Here is a 23,535-nt window from a genome sequence, read left to right on the forward strand (position 1 = left end):
CCGTTTGGGGGGAGTTGTGAATCAATAATGCTCGCTTGTGTTGATTTTCGCGAGACGGCGGATGGAACGAATGGATGCAGAACATCGACGTCAGACCGCTGTGGTGGTAGGCGTTAACCTCGAAAGAGGGGCAATTGCCGCGCCACGAAAAACGGTGGGAGCAATAGGGTGGACCACTTTTACTTCGCCCCGACTCACAACACCGAGAGTCCGCATGGTGCGAGTAGTTAACATGGGCCACCGTCGTGCGACGGTTTCCAATCTCTAACGGGTCCGGCTGAGCTTCGGCGCAATGAGACAACAAGAGAGTTCTTCTGGAGGTTCGGGAATTCTGGACAACTTGCTTTCTAAATTGTCAATCTCTGTTACCTTTAATCGTGTTGCATCCAAAGGTGCGGCAAACCAGGTGGGAATCAATTTGTAGGTTGCCTCTTTCGATTAACAGCGACTGTTGTCACTCAGGGTGACATCTACCGTTTTTCAAAAGGGCAGTTCATCCGTTCGCAATATGCGAGTGGAGAAGAACGGTGGCAGCCGTTGTCGACTTGTTTCGCGATTGGGGGCGGTGGTCGATCGCTTTAAGTAGCCCGAGTAACCTAAATGGCACTCCCTTGATTGTGGGGGGCGTGTGTGTTTTCACTGTTACGAGGTTTTTTGAAAGAATTTCCGCCAGTTATGCGTGACTTTTGCATCTTAGAATAACCGCGCTGAAGTGATCCAAGCGAAGGAGTTTTGAAATGCCGACGAATTCAACTGAAAGTTATGAGATGCTCGTTGAAAAACTTGAACGCATTCGTTTTCAACTGCAGCTTGCCGAAGCTCGTGTCCGAGCTGACAATCCGTCGATGGCTGACTTGTTAGCCGAGTTGGCGGACGAGACGGATAGTTCACTCGAAAAGCTTTGCGGACTTCACTAATCGGATACGAGAATTACCGATAGGGTCGCCAGCTTGGTGGGGAGATGCGAACAGCCGATCGAGGTTGTTTTTCCTGAGAGGGAGACGTTTGATTTTTGGAGCGTGAAGGTTGCCAGGGTTGTTGAGCCAGTCGCGATGCTTTCTCCGACTGTCGACGGTTTGCCTTTAGATTGGGGGAAGGCGCTCGGGGGGGCGCCGGTAAACTGGTCACCGATTTTTCTCCGCGCGCCGCTCGGCGACTCTTCGGAAGTAATTGTGTTTCAAATGGCGAAGAGGGAGACGCGTTGGCAATCGGATCTCGATTCGGATTTCGATTTGGACCGAGATCGATTTTTACATTTCGAGAAGCACCCAGTTGCCGTCCGTCGGTGGCATGATAGGTTGCGAACACTTTTAGCATCGCTTGCTCGGGAGGTTGGTTGGGCCAGGGCAGTTTCAAGTGAATGCCACGTCCCAACAGTGTCTTTTTCATGTAATCAACCGTTTCGACCGCGTTAAAGTCCCAGCGAGCAATCCGCGCATCAGCACTAGCTCGACGAGGGTCTTCAACGGTGATCGTCAGATCGCCAGGCAGCGGCAGGTACTGTCCCGCTGTGTTCTGTGGCTCAATCACCAGCAATAAACCGTCGTCGCCTGGTTGACCATCAAAATCATAGCCCCCCGACAAACGACTGTTCAAAACGATCCGAGCGACGTGCACGTCGCTGGCGGGAACTTCGCCACGAGTGATGTCTTCGAGATTCAGTGGTGGTGGATCGGGTAGATCAGCCGGTGCATTGTCGGCGGGGGCTTGAGTTGGTAACGGCTCAGCCGGGACGCGGAACCCTTCTGTCGACTCGGAGTCAGGCTGGAGAATGGAAGGTGCCTGCGCCTCTGTCCCGTTCCCAGTTGCTTCCAAGGAACCTTCCATCACCGATTCCTCGATCGCCGGAGGATCACTTGAAGTCGACGTGTCGTCCGCGTCGGGGCCCAGGTCGATTTCGGGAATCACGAGGTCCGATTCGTCAAACGTTTCTGCCTCGATCGCTGGACTCGGAGTGGGCACCGAACGGGAAGCTGGACTCTTGTCCTGCTTCAGTTCCTTCTTCAGCGCCTCGTTGTATCGTTGACTGGAGTCGAGCTTGGCTTGTGTATTCGCCAATTCGCGGTCCATCACGTACAGTTGGTCCTCCATCCATCGCAACTCACTTTCAAGGAGTTCGATCGATGAGTCAGTTCCCTTACAGCCCGATAGGATCAGGCTGAGGGCGAGGACGAAAAATAAATGCCGCACGTACACATCCATGTTTGTACGGGTCCCGAAAATGGTAGCTTGGGAAGTGAGTTGAACGACAGACTCGCCGAAACCGTTCCATCCATGTGACGGTCAAGGCAAGTGAGAAGCAGTGTGCTAGCAACGTGTTCAGCAAGAGTCAAAACTGCTGGCGATACCAGGTGACTATTTCTTGGTTCCCTCAATACTCTCGATGACCTGATCGATCAAGTTGTATTCTTTGGCTTCTGTCGCGGTCATGAAGCGATCACGATCGGTGTCCGCCTCAATTTTCTCGATCGATTGGCCAGTATGTTTGATCAGAATCTCATTGAGACGCTGTTTTACATTTTTAAATTCTTTTGCATGGATCATGATTTCTTCCGCCGTTCCTTGCATTCCTGCCAGGGGCTGGTGAATCATGATACGGGCATTTGGCAACGCGTGACGTTTACCAGCAGCGCCAGCCGCCAACAAGACAGCACCCATCGAGGCAGCTTGTCCAATGCAATAAGTTGCGACATCGCAGGTCACAAACTGCATCGTGTCATAGATCGCTAGGCCGGCGCTCACGCTCCCACCTGGCGAATTGACATACAAGTGAATGTCCGCCTTAGGATCCTCGGATTGTAGGAACAGCAACTGGGCCACCAATGAATTGGCAACTTCGTCGTTGACCTGGGAGCCCAGGAAGATAATGCGGTCTTTGAGCAATCGACTGTAAATGTCGAACACTCGTTCTTCACGACCACTTTTTTCGACTACGTAGGGAATCAATGGCATCGCGCCGCAACTCCATCAGTTATTTCAACAATTAAGGTTGGCATCCATTGCACGGTTCGTGTGCATCGCTTCAAGGCGAATTCAGAATCCTGTTAGTCATCGTCATCGTCATTGTCATTTTCGGGTTGTTTGAGGATATCGTCGACCAAGCCATATTCCTTCGACTCCGCAGCGTTCATGTAATAGTCGCGATCGGTATCCTTCGCAACTTGCTCAACGGTTTGACCCGTGTGCTCTGCGAGGATGGTGTTCAGCATGTCGCGGGTTTTTAGAATTTCGTTGGCTTGGATTTCAATATCACTCACCTGTCCTCCCACACCCCCGTAGGGTTGGTGGATCATCACCTTTGAGTGGGGCAGGGCAAATCGCTTTCCTTGTGTGCCGCCGGCAAGTAGCACCGCACCGCCACTGGCGGCCAATCCGACGCAATAGGTCGAGACAGGGCAGGTAAGGATTTGCATGGTGTCGTAGACCGCCAAGGTGGCCGAAACACTGCCGCCGGGTGAGTTAATGTAAAAATGGATGTCTTTACGTCGGTTTTCGCTTTGTAGATAAAGCAGCTTCATCACTAATTCGTTCGCGTTACCGTCGTAAATTTCACCCTGCAAGAAGACGATACGGTTTTCGAGCAGGAGATCACCCAGCGTCAGCTGGCGTTGACGTTGGTAGTCGCGATACGAATTGGCCTGAAGTGGCGAGACTTGAGTCATCATCTTCGCTTTCACCTAAGGGGTTGGCGCATTACAACAAAGGTTCGTCGCACGCCGCGTCAAGAGTCCCATATCCGTTGGTCTAGCTAATCGAACTGTGGAAGGGTGACTTTCACCCATTTCGATTCCGCAATTCGAGGCTTGCTTCTGTCGCACTCTCAATCACACACTGCCACCAATCAATCTCGATCGACAGGCTGTTGCAGCGATTGAGCATCCCCTCCGTGTTTTGCTTCAGGGATTTCTGAGTCGGCCTGACCACACAGGGCCAAGTCGACTGCTTCGGTTTCGTTGACTTCAGGATTGTAATCTACATCCTGGAAGTCAGCATGTTCTGTGATCAGTTCGATGACCTTACGCTCGATGATTTGATTGCGCAAGGCATCCATCAAGCCTTTCTTCTCGATTCGAGCACGAACTCGTCGTATGGGTTCGTTGCTTTGATTCGCGATCATCTTGATCTCTGTTTCAAAGTCATCGGGTTCTGCGTCAAACTCTTCGTCTTCGGCAATTCGTTCCAAGATGAAGTGTTCGTGCAGGGCCGTTTTGGTGGATTCGAGGCTGTTTTGTCGCAGTTCATTCTCGTAGGCTTTGATCTCTTCTTCACCAAAACCATTCGATCGAAGCTCGAGTACCGCTCGTTCCAATTCGCGTTTGCTCTGTCGTTGGAGCAGTTCGGGAGGTAAATCCCAATCGGCTGTTTCCGTCAATAACGATGTGATCTGTTGGCGGGTGCGACGCTGTTGTTGATAAGTTGCTCGCCGTTCGAGCACCTCTTTGATGCTGTCCCGCAAGTCACCTTCTGTCGCGACTCCCAAGTTGCTCAGCAGCTCCTCGTCCAATTCAGGTAACTCGAGCTTCTTGACCTCCAAGACTTCGAACTCGACGTCTACGGTCTTGCCCTGTAATTCTTCTGATTCGGAATTGTGGCTGATGACGGCCTGTGTGGTTTTTTTCTCACCCGCTTTGGCTCCTTTCATCAGTTTGCCGAAGCCTTCGATGCGAGCGTCGTGGAAGCTCAGGGTTGGACGAATGCGAACCGTTTGCTCCTCCGTCACCGAAACTTCCTTGCCCTCGTCGGCACAGTGGATGTTGACGACCACGAAATCATTTTCGGCCGCTGCACCATCAAATGGCACAATTTGGCCCTGCCGACCAAGCATGGTCTCGATTTCGCGGTTCGTATCGGTCTTCGAAATCTCGTGTTTCAGCCGCTCAAGCTTCAGCCCTTTCCACTTGGGCATCTCAAACTCGGGCCGAACTTCCAAGTCAAATTCGAAGGTTAACGGGCCTTCCTCCGGTATTTCGATCGCGTCAAAATTGAAATCCGGCTCGCTAATTGCCGAGAAATCTTGCTGTTCGGTGACCTGGGTCATGCTGTCCATCAACAGCGAACCCTTCACTTGATCCCCAATTTGTTCCTGGAAACGCTGTTCGACCAGCTTCCGCGGGGCGCGGCCTGAACGGAAACCAGGCACACTGGCGCTCGGCATAAGCTCCGAATAGGCCTCGTTCAGATAACGATCAACGTCCTCACGCGAAATGGTAACCGTCACGTGACGCTGACATGCGTTCGGCTCGCCAACTTTGATTTCAAGTGAAAGTTTGGCTTTTTCTTCGGACGCTTCATTTACTGCGTCATTTTCCAGCTCAGGCGAACTCATACGGGGACCCGCGTGTCAACTAAGGTTTTTTGAAAGAACGAACCAAAAAGAAGAGCGATCCTGACCGCCCACGACGGACTCAACCGTCTTTCTCATCGTGTGGAAGAGCGGGTGATGGGATTCGAACCCACGACAACAACGTTGGCAACGTTGTGCTCTGCCAGCTGAGCTACACCCGCAACAAAACTACTTTCCTCTCAATCTCGAGTCCCACGACCCGAAATCCGGAATAGGGATTATATTTTGGACGATGATAGGTTCAAGGGCAATTACCACCCCTGAAAAAAGTTGCTTGCGACGGGTTCGCCGTTCATGAGTTTGCCAAACAGTCCGGCTCGCGTCCGATTCCCAATTACCGTACCTAGCAGCTTAGGTCATTCTCAGCTCTGTCGCCAGCCCGGTGCCTGATGATTTGCAGGGGGCGGGGAGGGCACGATAAAAGGGTTGTTTGGGATGATGGGGCGGAAGGGGGGTTTGACCGCTTTTTCCCCGGGAAAATGCCAATCTTGTCCTGAGACGCTGCGTCCCTTGCATGTTTCAATCAGTCTGATGTGAGACGTTGCGAATCATCCAGTTAGCGGATAAAGTTGGGGCTCGCGAGCCACGGTTGGCCGGGCAAATTGTTAAGAAATTTGCTCTTTGAGCTTAATTCCTTATTCAAAATCGAACCTAACGATTTATGAAGAGAATCAAGTTAGTGGTTGTTGGCGGTGACGTTGATACCAAAGAAATGGAGGTCGATTTGCCGGCGACCATTGGCCGTGGTCGTGAGGCTTCGATTAGCCTCACCCATCCGCTAGTTAGCCGACAACACTGTGAAATAGTCGCCTCTCAAGGACGAATCTTGGTGCGAGATTTGGACTCGCTCAACGGCACCTTTATCGGCAGTGAGCGGATCAAGGAGGCCACAATTGGTCCCGGCGACTTATTGACCGTGGGAACCGTCACTTTTCGAGCGGTATACGAAAAAGCAACTGCCGAAGCCTCTGATGCTGACGATTCGGGGAATGATTCCAGTGGCAAGCGAACGGCCAATCTGGCGAATTCGATGCATGACACCTTCAGGGTAGATCCACCCGAAGAATCTCGGGAAGTGCGATCGGAACCTAGCGACACTCCCCGCGCGGCGGAGTACGATAGCTAGGGCAAAGATCAAAGAAATACGGTGTCCCCCCTGTTTCGCTGTAGCATTGCAGGTTCGCTGTAGCATTGCAGGGGTGTCGCCATCCCCGATTTTTTTCCTGCGCTTCGTCCCAATCCCCTGTTGAGATCGATCAGATGCTCCACGCAAATCTACCGAAGCAAGTCGACCCCAGTGAAAATCGAACCGTATCAAAATACTGTTTTGCCTGTTTTGTTGTGTGCTTCGTGCTTGCGGGGTTAAGTGGCTGTGCGCCGAAAGCCAGCAAGACCGGTAGCGGTGCAACCAGCGAAGCCGACGGTGCAAGCAGCGAAGCCGACGGTGCAACCAGCGAAGCCAACGGTGCAACCAGCGAAGCCAACGGTGCAACCAGCGAAGCCGACGGTGCAACCAGCGAAGCCAACGGTGCAACCAGCGAAGCCGACGGTGCAACCAGCGAAGCCAACGGTACAACCAGTGAAGCCAACGGTACAACCAGCGAAGCCAACGGTACAACCAGCGAAGCCAACGGTACAACCAGCGAAGCCGAAAGCCATACCCAGCATGTGAATCGTTTGGTGGATGAGACAAGTCCGTACTTGCGCATGCACGCGCACAATCCGGTGGATTGGTATCCGTGGGGTGAAGAGGCGTTGAAGAAAGCCAAGGATGAAAACAAGCTAATCTTTTTATCTGTGGGCTACAGCAGTTGTCATTGGTGTCATGTGATGGAACGTGAGTCCTTCATGGACAAGGAGATTGCAAAGATTCTCAACGACAACTTCGTTTGCATCAAAGTGGATCGAGAAGAACGTCCCGACGTCGACACGATCTACATGATGGCGGTGCAGTTGTTGACGCGTCGCGGTGGATGGCCAATGTCAGTGTTTCTCACGCCGGATGCAGAACCGTTTTTTGGCGGTACCTATTTCCCCGCGAGATCTGGGGATCGTCCCGGCGCGATCGGTTTTCTTTCGATTTTAGAGCGGATTCAGGAGCTCTGGAAAACAAAGCCTCAAGATGTGTCTCGAAGCGCCGCCGATTTGACCAGGGCGATTCAGCAGGAGTTGCAAGGTCAGCCTATTTTGGTGCCGTTCAAGTTGAGTGCTGAATTGCTTGATCGTCAAAACGAAGGCATTACAACGCAGTTTGATCCGGAGTTCGGCGGTTTTGGTTTTGACCCGAATGATGCCCAACGTCCTAAGTTTCCCGAGCCCTCAAACCTCGTGTTTCTGTTGGACCGTTGGCAAGATTCCGATGATGAATCCGCAAAGAAGATGGCTCTGTCCACTCTTGATCACATGGCGCGAGGCGGTATTTGGGATCATCTTGGCGGTGGCTTTCATCGTTACAGCGTTGATCGTTCCTGGCAAATACCGCATTTCGAAAAGATGTTGTACGACAACGGTCAGCTGTTGTCAGTTTACAGTAATGCCTACAAGTTGACGGGCGACGAGAATCTGAAATGGATTGTCGATGACACGGTTGCGTACATGTTACGAGACGCACGCGATCCGGGAGGCGCTTTTTACGCAGCCATGGATGCGGATTCGGAAAACGTCGAGGGAAAGTACTACCGTTGGGAGATTGACGAAGTGAAAGAGTTGCTGGGTGAGGATTTTGAATTCTTCGCCAGCGTGTACGGATTGGATGGAGCTCCCAACTTCGAAGAACATTTTTACGTGCTGCAGCTGCCCAAATCCTTTGCGGAAATTGCCTCGGAAAAAAATCTGTCTCCGCAAGAATTGCGTGATAAGCTTCGTCCGATGCAACAAAAACTGTTGGCGGTTCGGGCAAAGCGAGTTCCACCGTTGACTGATTCCAAGATCCTTTGCAGCTGGAATGGTCTGGCAATTCGTGGTTTGGCAGATGCGGGTCGGAATTGTGACAACCCAGCTTACGTGGATGCAGCCGTTCAAGCGGCGGAGTTTATTCTCGCAAATTTGCGAGATGAAAACGGTAATTTGCTGCGGACTTACAGCAGTGGCAAGGCAAAGCTCAATGCCTATCTCGATGATTACGCGTTTTTGATTGACGGTCTCATCGCCTTGCATCAGGCTACGGGCGATGTGCGTTGGCTGAATCAGGCAGACGCACTGATGCAGCTGCAAATCGACGGGTTTTGGGATGACTCAGCGGGAGGATTTTTCTTTACGGCGAATGATCACGAAAAACTGATCGCACGTTCCAAGCAAGTGACCGATGGGGCGCGACCTGCGGGTAACTCGATTTCGGCTGCAAATCTAATTTATTTGGGCGTGCATCTTGATAAGGTGGATTACTTGGAAAAAGCTCGGGAGACCGCTAGGAATACTGCGCTAGTGATGGAACGCGTGCCAACGATTGCGCCCCGGATGGCGGTGGTCATCGACTCAATCATCGACTCAATGATCCTCGTGGGTGATGAGAATGCAGAGGGGGCACCAGAGGCTGATGTGCCCTTGCCGTCGGCTGATCCTCCAGCCGAAGAGAATGTTGCACCCGCCGACGCTTCGTCCGATGATCGTCCCGCCGACCCTCTTAGTTTGGACGATCCGGCAGAAAATCAGTAGGCTGCAGCTGCTTGTTTTCTGCGGGTTAGGCTTCTTTCGCGAAACTTTGTTGTGGAAGTGGCTTTGACGAAATTAGCGCCATGCGAAATCATAGGGAGTGTTGCTCGTTTTGCGCTGACACAGCTTTTGTTTGTCAACGGCAGCTGGGTGAATGGCTGGCTTCGGCCTGTTTTGTTTCAAGAACCTGTTGAATGCAGAGATCATGAAGATTGCCGTAGTGAAAGAGACGTTTCCGGGGGAGCGTCGAGTTGCGCTGATTCCCAGTGCGTTGGCGCCTTTGCAAAAAGCGGGTTGCGAGGTGTTGGTGCAAGCTGGAGCTGGAGAAGCAGCCGGATTTCCAGATGAATCCTATCAGGAACGAGACGGCCGAATTGTCCCCGATCGGGCAGCTGCTCTGGAGGCCGACGTTGTGGTTGGCGTCCGATTAGCCGGTGCGGATCAAGCGGCGATGGATGCCGATCTTGGTCGCGTTCGAGAAGGGCAAGTGTTCGTGGGGGCTTGCGATCCTTTGGGGCATCCCAAAGTCGTTGCTAAGTTTGCAGAAAGCGGAGCTCGGCTGTTCGGTCTGGAGCTTATTCCTCGCATTACGCGTGCACAAAGTATGGACGTGCTTTCGTCGATGGCGACGATTGCCGGATACCGAGCCGTCTTGTTAGCGGCGGTCGAATTGCCCAAGATGTTTCCCTTAATGATGACTGCAGCAGGAACTCTTTCGCCCGCTCGCGTCTTCGTGATTGGAGCAGGAGTGGCCGGTTTGCAAGCGATTGCTACCGCTCGTCGCTTGGGCGCGGTGGTGCATGCTTATGATGTGCGTCCTGCCGTTCGCGAGCAGTGTGAAAGTTTGGGAGCCAAGTTTGTAGAATTGCCTCTCGAAACTGGCGATGCTGAAGGTCAGGGAGGCTATGCCAAAGCGATGGACGATTCGTTCTACGAACGACAGCGTCAACTGATGGCGGAAGTGGTTGCGGAAAGCGATGTGGTGATTACGACGGCTGCCATACCGGGTAAGACATCTCCTCGACTAATTACCGCTGATGCTGTGCAGGGCATGCAGCCAGGTTCAGTCATTGTTGATTTGGCTGCTGAACGTGGCGGTAATTGTGAATTGTCCGAGCCCGACCAGAAAATTGTTGTGCATGGTGTCTCGATTTTGGGTCCCACCAATCTGCCGGCTGAAATCCCTCACCACGCCAGCCAGATGTTCGCGAAAAATGTGATCACCTTTCTCGGTCACTTAATTAGCGATGGTGCCATCCAACTGGATTTCGAAGATGAAATTACACGCGACACCTTGTTGACCTCGGAACACCAAGTTATTCAAGCTCGATTACGCGAAATTCTTGGCTTACCGCCACAAGCGGAAAACCAAGAGTCGGCGGTGGCCGAGGCAGAAGCTGATGAACCGACTTCGGACAACTCCTGAGTTTAGGAGGACGCAGTATGCGTTCAGGAAATCATTGTCAAACTCAAGCTCGACCGCTGCGATCAATCTTGTTCCCGATCTGCTGTGCGGTATTGCTGGGTGGAATCTTTGTTGGCCTTCCATCGATTCGACTGCAGGCGGCTGAACAGCCTCTGACGCAAGTCGAAACGGCAGAGGAAACGATCGCCAATGAATTCGATTTAGGCTTCAATCGCCGCGATGCTTTGATTGCAAGTGTCACGATTTTTGTGCTGTCAATCTTTGTCGGTTTTGAATTGATTACAAAGGTACCTCCAACCTTGCATACTCCGCTTATGTCAGGTTCGAATGCAATCAGCGGTATTACCGTCGTCGGCGCCCTGCTGGCCGCGGGACTCACGGGTGGAAAGCTCGCGGGTTGGTTAGGCATGTTGGCCGTGATGATGGCCACAATCAATGTTGTGGGAGGCTTTTTGGTGACTCATCGAATGCTTTCCATGTTCCGACGACGCTAACCGCCACAGGAAGAAGGCGATTGCAAGTGGATACTCTGGCTATTGTCAAACTTTGTTATTTAGTTGCAGCCTCCCTATTTATTTTGGGGCTCAAGAATATGTCGCATCCGCGTACTGCGGTGCGCGGCAACATCTTGGGTGCGATTGGGATGTTACTGGCTATTGTTGTGACGCTCACTACAGTGGATCACTATGGATTGATTGTGATTGGGATCCTTGTCGGTGGCGCCATTGGCGCCGTCCTGGCGGCCCGAATTCCAATGACCGAAATGCCTCAGTTGGTTGCGCTGTTTAATGGTCTGGGCGGTATCGCGTCGACCTTAGTGGCTGCTGCCGAATTTTCGCGGATGGACTTCGAAACCATCGATGTGTTGGTCGCGACCGCAGTCTCTGGGATGATCGGTACGGTCACCTTTTGGGGCAGTTTTGTTGCCTTTGGGAAACTTCAAGGCCTGAAGATCTTCAGTAAGAATTGGTCCTTTTCTGGACAACAAATCGTCAATGGGTTGCTGCTGTTGCTGATCCTGGCTTGCGCTGCTTGGATGATTGCCGAACAGTCCTTTCCTGCCTTTGTGGCTTTAGTGATTGTCTCCTCCGTGTTGGGCTTCTTTTTGGTGACCCCCATTGGCGGCGCTGATATGCCGGTTGTGATCGCACTGCTGAATTCTTACTCAGGAATTGCAGCTGCCGCGACAGGATTTGTGATTGATAATAACGTGTTGATCATTGCTGGATCCTTGGTAGGAGCTTCCGGCATTATTTTGACAAAGATTATGTGCAAGGCGATGAACCGCTCACTGACCAATGTGCTGTTCGGTGGAATCGACGCGGGGTCATCGGTCGGTGATGCTGACGAAATTTACGCAACTGTCCGCAGTACCTCGCCTGACGATGTCGCGATGATTCTGGAAACTGCTCAGCGCGTTGTCGTGGTTCCCGGTTATGGGATGGCGGTTGCTCAAGCACAGCATGTTGTTCGCGATCTGGCGAATCTGTTAGAGAGCAACGGAACCGAAGTTCTCTATGCGATCCATCCTGTTGCGGGGAGAATGCCCGGACATATGAATGTGTTGTTGGCGGAGGCAGATATTTCCTACGATAAACTCAAGGAAATGGATGAAATCAATCCGACGATGGTCACGACGGATGTGGCGATCGTGATCGGGGCGAACGATGTGGTCAATCCGGTTGCTCGAACGGACCCCAATAGCCCGATTGCCGGTATGCCGATCATTGATGTCGATAAAGCTCGGACCGTGATTGTGATCAAACGGAGTCTCAGCCCTGGGTTCGCTGGAATTCCTAATCCGCTCTTTGCTGCTGAGAATACGCTGATGTTGTTCGGAGACGGAAAGCAAGCTTTGCTGGAGTTGGTCACCGCTGTGAAAGAGTCCTAGTGGACGTCCTCGCTGCGGACGCTTGTGGGAACGACTTCAAGAAACGATCGCCCCGCTTATTTCAATGCTTTACTGATTTTGCGTGCTTGCCGTGATTCACCACACGGTCGCAGTTTTTGACTTAGCAAGAACCGCGTCGGGCTCGTCCCCATAGTCCGCCGAGGGCGATCAGCAACAACAGCCCGCTGGATGGTTCAGGAACGGTATTGATGTGGGTGCGGGGGCCTCGCTCGAATCCGCCATCGCTGAATGCGGTCACCAGATCACCGCTATTGAAATCCCCATCGCCGTTCCAGTCACCCGTTTTCCAGCTTGAGTTCTCCAGCAGATCATCTTCATATTCACCAGCCTGGAAAACAGCGACCAAATCTCGGGTGTCAAATTCACCGTCCAGCGTTGAGTCACCAAAGTAGGTCTGCTGGACATCGTACACCCAGATTTTACGATCGTCGAAGTCGATGTCGCCATCGTTGTCTAAATCGCCATGGACGCCATCGGATCCGACGACTTCCGTCACATCCTCGGTCAAATCAACAACGATCGAGCCATTGCCATTTTCGAAGTCACGAAAATCAAAGTGCACTCGTTCAAAAAAACCGTAAGGTGAGCCATCAGCGCCTACGCCGAGGCCGCCTAGCCCGTCGAGTAGATCGCCCAGATTGGCGTCGTCCAGCAGGTCGGACAAATCACCCAGGTCGCCTCCCAGCAATGATCCCGTCCAGCCACTGGCGAGAAAGTTCATGCCAAAGATGCCATCGATGGTGGGGTCGATATCGACGATCGCCACATTCAAATCGGTGAAGACCAATTCCACGCCCTGTTCGGTCGGCACTCGAAGTTCATCGACCAGCATCAGCGGTGCGTTGATTTGGCCTCCAACGCCGCCAAGCGCTTGCGAGCCGACGGCATTGTCTTCCAGTCGTCCGTCACCGTTGGCGTCCAGTCCCAAATCGAATGCCATGTCAGTTGACAGGATACTCATCTGGGCACCCGTATCGAGCACCATATTACCGTTCACGCGAGTTGTCCCTTGAACCGCATCTGCCGATACAAAGGGAAGGTCGACCCAAACAGGAATCGGACCCTCGGATTCCGGGTCGAAGGCGACCGGCGTTACCGGGATGTTGTAACGTCTAAGGTTGGTCGTTGGCAGTTGGTTGGAAAAGGTTGTCGACAGAAAGTCGACGCCCAAAAGCGAATCGAAGATGTCCCCGAAAATGTCGCCATCGCCGTTGTTACCACCGCCTAGGCTTGACAAGTCCATGGTTGTGACTCGTTCGTTCATCAGGGGCATGCCGGCAATTCCGTAGAACGAACAGAGTCCGGGAATCGGACAGAAACTCTCGGTGGTGCTCGACAGGATTCTCGCATCAGTAATTGTACTGGGGATACCGTCGCTGCCTGCGAAGTTGATGTTGTACTCAGCTGACACATCGAACTCAGTAAAACCACCGATCCCACGCTCGAAAAACGTACCTTCGGTGCGGTAGCCGTTTTGGTTGAGCTCTGCAATTGCGTCGTCAACGGCCAAGATGCTGTTGGCTCCGGTGTCCAATAGAAACGTATTCGCAAAAGCAGGACCCAGAATCTGGCCTGTATCCGGATCCTGGAACTCGATGGCAATGCGTGGCTGATCCAACGCGAGCTGATCGGCGGGTCCCAGCAGAATGTAGGGAGATTCAGCCGATACCGTTTGCAGAGTCGAGAAAAAAAGAACGATGGCAATGGATTGCCAAGAGGTGATCTGCTTCATGAAACCGGTAACTCCCCATGATCTCTCGCGGTTCTGCCCCAGAAACGGAGACGCCCCGATTATAAGCCGACACGCGAGATTTTGGAAAGCGAAAGCCAGCAAGCCGTTTGAGAACCCGTTTTAACCCGTCAAACTCAGTGAATAGGCGCTTTTTACGGCCCCATTGGGGTCGCCGGGCCCGCAGGCAGCTTGTTTTCCCGGCAATGGGTGGCGATCATCGGCATCGTGTCAGGGGCGGGTAACGTCTCTTGGCAGTGAGTCCATAAAATCGATAACTTACGGACCTTCGATGTTCGAGTTAAAACAACAAGGCAGCAAGCTTGCTGGCCCTACCGAGTAATCGACTATGCTGACTTACCTCACACGACGTTTCTTGCCACCGATCGAAGCGGATGAGTGGCGGCCGCTGTTGCTGGCCTTTGCGTGGTTCTTTTGTGTGTTGCTGAGTTATTACCTGATTCGTCCGGTCCGCGAGACGTTGGGGAGTGTGTTAGGGCGCAATGAGTTGTTGCCGCTGTTCACCGCGACGTTCACGGTGATGGTGCTCGCCAATCCGATCTATAGCTTTCTAATTGCAAAGTTGCCACGGCGAGTTTTGGCACTGATTGTCTATGCGTTCTTCGCTCTCTGCCTGTTCGTCTTTTGGTTGTTCATGAACACCACGATTAGCACTTGGACAGCTCGAGCTTTCTTTGTTTGGGTCAGCGTCTTCAATTTGTTTGCCGTGTCGTTGTTCTGGAGTTTCTTGGCAGACACCTTCAGTAGCGAGCAAGCAAAACGACTCTTTGGATTTGTGGCGGCCGGAGGCACGCTAGGCGGATTGACCGGATCGTTCCTCGCACAAGAATTGGTCGGCCGTGTTGGCATGGCTCAGCTGTTGCTGGTTCCAATTGGTGCGATTGGCGTCGTCGCAATCTTGATGCTTTGCTTTGATCGAGCCGCTCGTCAAATGAAAGCGAAAACGGAGGTTGCTGTTTCCGACGAGGATCAGCCGACGGGGGGCACTTTTTGGGAAGGCATCACGCATGTGATGCAATCGCCCTATTTGATCGGCATCTGCGGTGCTTTGATTCTGGCAAAGTTGTGCGGGACAACCGGTTATTTTCAGCAGACGGAGATTGTGAGCGAGACGCTGGCCGATAATGAGATGCGAATTCGGTTATTCGCCAGAATGAATATTGCCGTCCAAGTGGTGACCATTATTTTGCAGACACTGTTTGTGGGTCGGTTGATGCGCTGGTGGGGCTTGTCGGCCGTGTTGTGCATTTTGCCTTTAACTTATGCGGCCAGCTTTCTCGGCTTAGGCATGACCTCGACGCTTGCGATGTTGGTTATCGGTCGGGTTGCTCAGCGCGGAATGGCTTATGGCTTGATGGTGCCGGCCCAGGAAACCCTGTTTACGGTTGTCTCGCGTGAGGATAAATACAAGTCAAAGGGCTTTATTGACACCGCCATCGCGCGTGGAGGTGATGTGTTGGCCAGCCTGATCAATGATTGGCTGTTTCGGCTGGGACTTGCACTCCCAGCGGTGGCCTTTGGCATGATTCCCGCCACCCTGGTCTGGTGTGGCATCTCCTGGTGGCTGGGCAGACAGCAGGCGTTGCGTGCCAAATACTTCGAAGCGAAAGGCTAACCCTTCTTGCGATTGACAACCGCTTGAAGTCAATTTCCGGCGGTTATTGCCTTTTGCGACAGGTGCGGCTTCTTTCGGATGGCCTGGGAGAATCACTCCAGCATGCGTCGCAGGAGCACCGCGCGATCCACGTTGTGGTTTTCACCCGGTTGGAAACCAACAGGAAGCGATCGATCGATCATGTAAAATGCACGATGTCGCTTGGTCTCGCCCGTGTCGCTGCCGAGTTCCAAGCCAAGTTGGTAGCCATCGGGATGGGCCGGATCACGAATGGGTGGCAGACTAAGATTGGTCGGATCGTTTGGGTTCCAGGGATGTACTTCGAAGTAGCCCACCGTGATCCAAACCGCATAGACATTCGAATGCGACGTCAAAAGGTTGCCGAGTCGTTGCAGCCTGTGGTAGCGGAAGTACGAGTTGTGCTGGGAGGCTTGGATCGGCTGCGCGACCCCAGATTCGAATCCAAATAGTTGTTCTTCGTTACCGTCGAGCGATCTCAGCAACGTTGCCTCGGAAGAATTCTTCTCAAGGTCACGCGTTGGCATCAGATCGGCACTCGCGGCAGAACGCAGTGGATTTCCATAGAACGCGGGTCGGTCAGAGATATTCTGATTGGGCTCATTGCCTTTGAGACTCGTCTGGATTCTATTCCAGCTGCTGGCTCGTGTTGGGCCGAGAGTTGGATCGATACCGGTCCAGACTTCTCGATCCGGAATGGTATTCAGATTCACTCGGCCCGGTTCACGGAAACGTGAAACACGATTGAATGGCGGTAGGAAAGAACGCATTTGTGGAGTTGTCGAAGAAATCGTTTGCTGCGGGTTCAACCATTGTTGAGTCCCTGCAAAACGAGATGGCACCTCCAAATAGTCAAACAGTTGATTGAAATTTGCGGGTTGGTTCGGTGCTGCTGCGGCGTTTTGGAAGAAATTCAACAGGTGAGAATATTCAGCCTGGTAGATACCGTTGCCCGTTCCGTAGGGATCGCCATCATTGTTATTTATGTTTCTACCACGGAACTCGTACAGCAGACGCCAAGGTGAACCACTGGGCACCTGCATCAATTCGAGTTGACTGACGTAGGGTCGATCGTTCCAGACGAGCCATGGTGACTTGTGGATGGCCGGATCACCCACGTAGGGTAGGGGGCTGCTCAGTCGTGTCGTCGCTGTGATGGGATCGCCGTACTTGGGTCGCTCTGGCAGAGGAACGGATCCGTAGGTCGAATTCAAATAGCCGAAGGAACTTTTGAATTCATAGTTCCAGTACAGGCTGCCATCTCCAGCCGGTGCAGGGGCGTCGCCGTCTTCTGGGGGTGCACCTCGCGGAGCGTTCGGTTCGGCACCTGGGCTCGTGCTGATCGGGTTCAACAGGACCGCGGCTTTGAGTGTCTGTGTTTCAAAAGCGTTGCCCCGTTCGCGGGATTCAAAATAGATCCCTACCGGATCATCGGCGAGTGGGTTGTTGGGTGGATCGAAACGGAAATTCTCATCGTCGATGTCGCCTTGAACTTTTTGGACGAGCTCTTCCCATCGTGTTTCCTCTTCGCTTTCCTCCTCACCATTAAACACGTTCAGGTCGATCGCTTGGCTATCCACGGGGATGTAAGGATTGGTTCTTTGGTTGAATGGGGCCGTTGGATCTGCCAATCGCTCTAGCACGGCGACGCGGAACATTCGATGGGTTCCTGTCAGGCGATCTTCAGGATCGCTCAAAGGTCGTCCTGGCATCGAGATCTCGTCGAGTGGTACGTCAGGAAGCATGCCGGTCTTGTAGAAGCTACGGTCGTGACCGCCGTCATGTCCATCGTGGGTTGGAAGCTTCTCCGGATCCACGGTGCCATCCGTGGACATGTGGTAGTAGGTTGGCCCGGGTAGTGGTTCAGAGACACTGACGCCGATTGGATCGACCCAACCGAACGGGTCGGCTTGAGCGACGATTGCCAGGATCCGTTTGGTGTTGGCGATTCCCGTTCGTCCACCAGCGACTGGCGGCGAAAAAATGCCCCGAGTTTGTAGCTCGATCGTGGGTGCGTAAAGTTCAATTTTTTGCGGCGACGGTGCGGGTGTGCCGTCTGGATTGGTATTGTTGCGAGACGATCCAAAGTGGGTTGTTTCTCGCGGGCCAATGACCGCGTAGTGTCCGGGACGCAATAAGGCTTTTTGGTTCGGTGGATTGCGATTGTAGAAGTTGGGTTCGGCATTTGGATTGCGATGAGTGAAATAAATGAATCGCTCGTAATTGACTTGCGGTACCCCGTTTCCGATCGAGTCCTTGTTGGTGATGCCCGAAGATAAACCTCGCATTAGTCCCATGTCATTGGGGTCGAAGATATTCAGGTCGGGGGGATTTTGATCGATGCCCAATGTGAGGCCGGGTAAGGCAGGAAGTAGCAAAGCAGTGTCGCTGCGAGTGTCAGGATCGCTGCCTGCGGGCGGGCGGCGGGCAATGGCAATTCTCCAGACGGGCGTATTGCCGGGTGCCATTTTTTCCAGGTCAAGAAAAGACGACCCATTGACGCTCTGGTACAGCTCGTTGGGTACGACGTTGTTATTGGAAGGTTTATTCCGCGTGCAATAGAGTTCCAGGAATAAAGATCCTTGTGGCACTCGGAATTGGTCCAGGTCCTCGTCAAGATCTTCGGCGTTGATCTCGTTGTTGGGGTCGTCGAGTTCTGCATCTTCGGGCAATCGTTTTCTTGCCACCTGTCCTTCGACGGGCTTTTCCTGATTCGTATCTTTGACCCGTCGGTCGTGGAAAGCTGCGGTTTCCGTGATGATGAGTTCCGGCGTTTCACAGCCCCAGACCACAGCTCGATCAGGCACGGAATCTGTCGAATTGTCGTTCGAAGTACGAATGTCGTCATCCACTGACCAGCCATTGGCGTCAAAAGGTTCCAAGTCGAATTCGAATGGGGTCATGATCGAATCGGGATCACGGAAGTCGACAACGTTGATGGCCCATTGAGCGATTCGCAAGGCGGTCAGTTTCCGACGCCTGGCCTCCGGTTCGTTATAAACGGGTGAAGGAAACGTGAAGCCCGGATTTTGAATCCCCGCGTCGTTGATGCGCGTATTCAGCAACATCATCAGGCAATAGAGGTGGCGAGCGTACTGCTGACGGGAAAAGAAGACATTGCTGGCGTCCACATAATGAGGGTCATCCATCGCGAAAGCAGTGGCTGATTCGAATGGAGTTCCAGTCCAAACCAAGCCTTCTGTTTCGGTCGGTTCATCGATCACGCCATTTGAATTGTCGTCACGTGCGTTTCCCAGCCAACGGTTGATGTCCATCCGTTGGCCCTTCCGTAACTCGGTCGGAACCATCAGATGGACCTGTTTCTCTAGATCCTGTGGTGTTCCTGCAAAGCCTTTCGCGAGCAGCAAGGCACGAACCATGTCACTTACTGTTGCTCTGCCAATAGGAAGATTGGCATTGCTTTGATATTGATGCACGAGTTGGCGAAACTCCGGACTCGGCGGCTGAATGTTGGGCGATGGAACATCAAAGGAGTGGGTGGTAAATCGACGCGAACGGGTGTCGATGCCATTTAAATTAGTAGCCCCGGGCACGTAATACGAACCCAGCAAGATGGAACGCAAGCGATTGCCATTCAGCGTGGGCGAATATTCATTACTGATGGAAGCGGTGTCGACGTCGAAGGCACGCAGCAACTGCTCTTGATCCGAAACTGAAAATAGATTGTCACCTGCGTTTGGTGATACGAGATTACTTTCGTAGGGATCGTCGACCGTTTCAATGGGGCCCATTCTGTCCTGGAAATCTTTGCCCATTAGCGCAAAGCGGGGTTGTCCGGCCAGATCGAGATAGACGCCGCCGATTCCCCGTAGGTCGGAGGGCGAGTGGTAGGCACTGCCGTAGCCGTTTGTATCGGATTGCGTGACGTAGTTAGCGGGCATGTTCCATTCCCGCAGCTTATTTTCCCAGTCGATTCCTTGGGTGGCATTGTTGTCTGGATAGCCAGGTGTCCGGGTGGTGCGGGTTGCGTCTTCGGAGCGGCTGGCAAGCAGCATTTGAACGTTGGGTATCCTCAGCTCCGGGTTGGAAAGTCGGATCTCGGCGGGACCATATCCGGAGCCTCGGGTGATGCCCGTCAGCGGCCCTGCGCCACCTGCGGCGAATCCCTGAGCGTCTTGAAGCGGCGTTGAAATTAACCTTTCCGATTCGTTGTTGTCGTGGGCGTTAACATTCAAGCGGCCGTCAAGGTCCACGCAAAGAACAGCAAACAGTGGCTTATACATGCGACCATCGGGAGACGTCTTGGCCGGGATTCCCAAGTCGACCCAGATGCTGTCGGCGATGCCGTCGTTGTCATTGTCGACGTCCCAGGGGCCACGGGTAATGGGGCGATCGATGAAGCCATCGCCATTGGGGTCGACGTTGCCATTTCCCATGGCGTCCATGCGAAAACTGCGCGGATCAGCAAAGGCTGGGTTGCTGCCAGTGAATAATGGGTGGTCCGGCCACATGGGTCGGGAAATTACAAAGCGACGGAAATGATTCGAAGTGGGGTTCAATGCATCCCATTCCCCGTCGGGTAATTCCTGCATCCAGTAGTTCACCAGGAAAGGGCGATGAAATGAAGGAATCAGCGGGTCACGAAGAAACTGATTCGCATTGGTCATTTGACCATTGGGGTCCAACGGTGGATTCAACGGATTGGGGCGGATCTTGGAGGGGATTCGTGCGAGGAAATAGTTTTGATAATCGGCCGCGTCCCAACTCTCGTCGCTACCGCCAATCATCGACCCGGGGTATTCTGCCTCGCGCAGGTTTGGCATCAGAGCTGGGTTGTCGGTGGGGAAATTATTGGTAATCCAATTGTTGTTGCGGTCTAACGCTCCTGACAGGCGACCGCTGTTTGGGTCATAGCCGTCTCCCGTTCCGTTGAACGCTTTTCCATTGACCAGAAAACGATCTCCCGGTCGCATCACCGTAGGTCCTGCATCTTCAAAGCCGGCGATGAAGAGCGATCCACCATCCACACTTGGAGCGTAACGCACGATTCGTGTACTGTGTCCCCGTCCATTCCCGTCTAGCAGAGTCAGCACGCAGCCGGCGTAGTAGTTGTCGGTACGCGGGAAGCCATCAACCAGTTTGAAGGGGATCTGGATCAGCGCACCCGCGGCTTGCGGCTGAATCGGATTGGCAATGCTGCCCACAAAATGATCATCGTGACCGTAAACATCACTCAATAGGTTGTGTCGATGGGTCAGATTCAGCGGATCTTGACTGCCACGCAGAATCAGATAGAGAGCGCTATCCAGCTCTTTGGCCGGCGCATCCCCAGTCAACTCGGCCTGAGCTGAGACGCGAGCGGCTCGACTGTATTGAGTCGCAACAACGACGAATGTCAAGCCGATCAGGACAAACAGAACCAACAGGCTCAAGACAATCAGCAACAGGATGCCGCGACGTGGTGGATGGCGACGTGTCATAGGAATCGTTTCTCGATGGCGGTAATGAAAGCCCCTAATTCGCAGCTCAGTCAGTGCGGCCCAGGCACCAACGTCGCTCCTCTTCTTCATTCTTAATACGCGTAGAGATTATTGTCTTGTAAACGGATCGACTTCTCGTAAACGGCGATTATGTTACGTGCGTAAACCGCATAAATGGGTTGATTCGAAGTCACGGACCAATCAGGCCCCGACAAACTTAGCTCACGGTTGTTATCGAGATCATTATCGACCTCATCGGCAGCCAGGATTCGATACCAACGTAGAGTGATTGTGTTTGAGTAATTGGGATCCACCTGTTGCATCAACGCAACCCATTCGCCCGTCTTCATGTCACGAACCGTTGCCGCTTCGGGCGGCGCGTGCTGCTGTGATTCAACAGCGACTGTCTTTACGCCTGTCAATTCCCGAAACCCATTCTGGTTCATTGGAATGTTGACCGCGGCAATCGTCTCCTGCGGGGGAGTGATTGTCAGGTTTCGGCGATAGTAGACAACGATTGACAACGTGTAGCGATCGGATGTTGGAATGGGATCTGGAACCAAAGTTGCCATCCAACTGTAACTGCCGGTGGCGTAACGTTTGTTGTTTTCTAAGTAGCGTTGAAACGGTGGTTGCGTTGCATCATCCGGTTGATCGAAAACTAATTCGTCACGCAGTAAAAACATTTCTTCGGCTTGTGCCAGCGACATAATTGGCGGATTGTTCAGCAACTGGTTGTTGATCGCTCCTGGCGGCCCTTGTCGCCGTAAGTCGCCGGGGCGGGCACTAATCAGGGTTACGCGTGGGATCGCAATCGGTGCATTCAGTGGAAAGGCAGCGACACTACTACTGGTGCCTGCTAAGTCGGCGAAACCGATCATCATCGGGTCCAAGCAGTAAGCCTGACGTACCAGTTTGCCATCGCCGGCCAGATTGTAAATCGCGTAGGGGTTTCCGGGCGATGGCCAGTACCAAAAAGGATTGGGCGCATCACTTGGGTTGGACATGTCCCCCGGGCGATCCAAGTCACGAATTCGAAATTCGCGAAAGGCACGACGCCCCATCATGGATTTACGATCGTCGCGAATTCCTTGAGCTGCCTTGTAGTGAGCGAGTGGAATTAGAGAGGCCACGCCGATTAAACCGATGCCGACCACTCCAATCGAAATCATCACCTCTAGCAGGCTGATTCCGGAATGTTGTGACCACGTCGCGGCAGTTGTGGCACGACCTTTGAGGGTGAAACGATTCAAAACTAACGGCCTCCCATACTCTGCCCCGTGTCGGCGTATTGGCGGCATTCACCGATTAGGTTCCTGGCGTCGAAGGCGCCGGGATTTGTTAAGATGGTGTTCATCGTCGCAAGCGAGATGCCTGCATTTTCGGCACTGGAAACACGGCCAGAATGATTGGCGATTGTTAACCAGATGTTTGCCTTTTCTTCCAGACTGGCCAGGCCCATGGGGCCAGTCACATTTTGAACAGCATCGTTGGTAATGTTTGTGGCTTTTTGCAAGTCGCGGCCAACTTTGTCAGAGCGGCCGATGAGCAAACTGATGTTGCTGGCGGGTCGGACTGCGAAAGTCGGTATGTTGGGTTCGTGGGAGATGAAATAAACGTGGTCGATGCCGCCGTCCGGACCGAACATGATCGCAATGTCATACTCGGGACTCATTTCGCGGAATTTGGTCAGGCTTGGGGTGCCGGTATTCAAATCGGCAAATCCCGAAACGGATAGATCGATGGCCGTGTTATTTGGCATCTCAATGGGCGAACTGACTGATTTCATCGGTTGCCGGAAGATCTCGAATGTTGTGCCCGTTATCGAATTGACATAACGAGCCGGTGTCAAAGGTCGCGGGGTTTGTGGAGGGACAGTAAAACTGATCTTTCTCGTGTCCATTCCCACGATTGGATAGCGAGGACCGCGTTGATTTAAACGGATGAAGTCACCGATCTGAACTAATGTGGCAGCCGATTGACAACAGCTGATATCAGGAAGAAAGTTGGCTTCCCAAACGCCGGCGTTGCCTTGCGTGACGGCAACACGTGAGTCATCAAAGTCGCCCGAATAGGGTACCGGTTCTTCCGCCAAATAAACCTTGTAGACCGAATACCAAAGTTCAGGTGGATCGTTCGGTTCGTGAGCGGCTCGTTCCAACCAGATGCCAACGGAGCGGCCGGTGGCCATGGCACGGGCTTGAGCGCCGGCGATCATGACGTTCAGTTGCCGGGCTGCCTCCCGTGGATTGCGTCCTTTGAGGAGAGGCTGCACCATGGGCACGAGGGCGCCTGCGACGATCACCATGATGCTGACGACGACCAATAGTTCGGTCAGCGTCAGTCCTCGTCGAGCTGTTGCCTGCTTCTCAACCATG

At 53.1% G+C, this 23,535-nt stretch carries 15 protein-coding genes and 1 tRNA gene; 7 read left to right on the plus strand and 9 right to left on the minus strand.

The annotated features are described in order from the left end of the window. The first annotated feature begins 737 nt into the window (after window positions 1–737). Window positions 738–917 carry a hypothetical protein gene (locus P8N76_12970; protein ID MDG2382574.1) on the plus strand — a complete coding sequence of 60 codons (180 nt, stop codon included), beginning with the start codon at window positions 738–740 and terminating at the stop codon, window positions 915–917. A gap of 13 nt (window positions 918–930) precedes the next feature. On the opposite strand, the gene P8N76_12975 is transcribed toward P8N76_12970, so the two are convergent. The 5 genes from P8N76_12975 to P8N76_12995 all read right to left on the minus strand — a co-directional run bounded on the left by P8N76_12975 (window position 931) and on the right by P8N76_12995 (window position 5,505). After that, complete coding sequence (locus P8N76_12975) at window positions 931–2,190, minus strand: hypothetical protein (GenBank protein ID MDG2382575.1); 1,260 nt, start codon at window positions 2,188–2,190, stop codon at window positions 931–933. Between the two features lie 165 nt (window positions 2,191–2,355). Beyond that, a complete protein-coding gene (gene clpP, locus P8N76_12980; GenBank protein MDG2382576.1) occupies window positions 2,356–2,952 on the minus strand; it encodes an ATP-dependent Clp endopeptidase proteolytic subunit ClpP in 597 nt (198 codons plus the stop codon). 92 nt (window positions 2,953–3,044) lie between these two features. Continuing rightward, on the minus strand, window positions 3,045–3,665 hold the full coding sequence (locus P8N76_12985; protein MDG2382577.1) for an ATP-dependent Clp protease proteolytic subunit: 621 nt from the start codon (window positions 3,663–3,665) through the stop codon (window positions 3,045–3,047). 176 nt (window positions 3,666–3,841) lie between these two features. Continuing rightward, window positions 3,842–5,326 (minus strand): trigger factor, encoded by a 1,485-nt coding sequence (gene tig / locus P8N76_12990; GenBank protein MDG2382578.1) that lies wholly within the window; start codon window positions 5,324–5,326, stop codon window positions 3,842–3,844. A gap of 106 nt (window positions 5,327–5,432) precedes the next feature. Beyond that, window positions 5,433–5,505 (minus strand) — tRNA-Gly (locus P8N76_12995). 500 nt (window positions 5,506–6,005) lie between these two features. On the opposite strand from P8N76_12995, the gene P8N76_13000 reads away from it, so the two are divergent. The 5 genes from P8N76_13000 (at window position 6,006) to P8N76_13020 (ending at window position 12,312) form a co-directional block, all read left to right on the plus strand. Then, window positions 6,006–6,470, plus strand: coding sequence for an FHA domain-containing protein (locus P8N76_13000; protein ID MDG2382579.1), 465 nt, complete (start codon window positions 6,006–6,008; stop codon window positions 6,468–6,470). Window positions 6,471–6,604: 134 nt separating this feature from the next. After that, window positions 6,605–8,998 carry a DUF255 domain-containing protein gene (locus P8N76_13005; protein MDG2382580.1) on the plus strand — a complete coding sequence of 798 codons (2,394 nt, stop codon included), beginning with the start codon at window positions 6,605–6,607 and terminating at the stop codon, window positions 8,996–8,998. Window positions 8,999–9,200: 202 nt separating this feature from the next. Then, window positions 9,201–10,421 (plus strand): Re/Si-specific NAD(P)(+) transhydrogenase subunit alpha, encoded by a 1,221-nt coding sequence (locus P8N76_13010; GenBank protein MDG2382581.1) that lies wholly within the window; start codon window positions 9,201–9,203, stop codon window positions 10,419–10,421. A 17-nt stretch (window positions 10,422–10,438) separates the two neighbouring features. Beyond that, window positions 10,439–10,915 (plus strand): NAD(P) transhydrogenase subunit alpha, encoded by a 477-nt coding sequence (locus P8N76_13015; protein MDG2382582.1) that lies wholly within the window; start codon window positions 10,439–10,441, stop codon window positions 10,913–10,915. 26 nt (window positions 10,916–10,941) lie between these two features. Continuing rightward, window positions 10,942–12,312 (plus strand): NAD(P)(+) transhydrogenase (Re/Si-specific) subunit beta, encoded by a 1,371-nt coding sequence (locus tag P8N76_13020; GenBank protein MDG2382583.1) that lies wholly within the window; start codon window positions 10,942–10,944, stop codon window positions 12,310–12,312. A gap of 121 nt (window positions 12,313–12,433) precedes the next feature. Here the strand turns inward: P8N76_13020 and P8N76_13025 are convergent, their stop codons facing one another. Continuing rightward, entirely contained in the window at window positions 12,434–14,065 is a 1,632-nt protein-coding gene (locus P8N76_13025) for a retropepsin-like aspartic protease (GenBank protein ID MDG2382584.1), read from the minus strand. 346 nt (window positions 14,066–14,411) lie between these two features. Here P8N76_13025 and P8N76_13030 point away from each other — a divergent pair, with 346 nt between their 5' ends. Then, a complete protein-coding gene (locus P8N76_13030) occupies window positions 14,412–15,698 on the plus strand; it encodes an MFS transporter (protein ID MDG2382585.1) in 1,287 nt (428 codons plus the stop codon). A 92-nt stretch (window positions 15,699–15,790) separates the two neighbouring features. Here the strand turns inward: P8N76_13030 and P8N76_13035 are convergent, their stop codons facing one another. The 3 genes from P8N76_13035 to P8N76_13045 form a co-directional block, all read right to left on the minus strand. Next, on the minus strand, window positions 15,791–21,157 hold the full coding sequence (locus P8N76_13035; GenBank protein MDG2382586.1) for a hypothetical protein: 5,367 nt from the start codon (window positions 21,155–21,157) through the stop codon (window positions 15,791–15,793). Between the two features lie 92 nt (window positions 21,158–21,249). Then, a complete protein-coding gene (locus P8N76_13040) occupies window positions 21,250–22,410 on the minus strand; it encodes a hypothetical protein (GenBank protein MDG2382587.1) in 1,161 nt (386 codons plus the stop codon). 2 nt (window positions 22,411–22,412) lie between these two features. Continuing rightward, window positions 22,413–23,534, minus strand: a complete 1,122-nt coding sequence (locus tag P8N76_13045) for a prepilin-type N-terminal cleavage/methylation domain-containing protein (protein MDG2382588.1) — start codon at window positions 23,532–23,534, stop codon at window positions 22,413–22,415. Window position 23,535 lies beyond the last annotated feature (1 nt).

Source organism: Pirellulaceae bacterium, from assembly GCA_029243025.1.
Taxonomy (GTDB): Bacteria; Planctomycetota; Planctomycetia; order Pirellulales; family Pirellulaceae.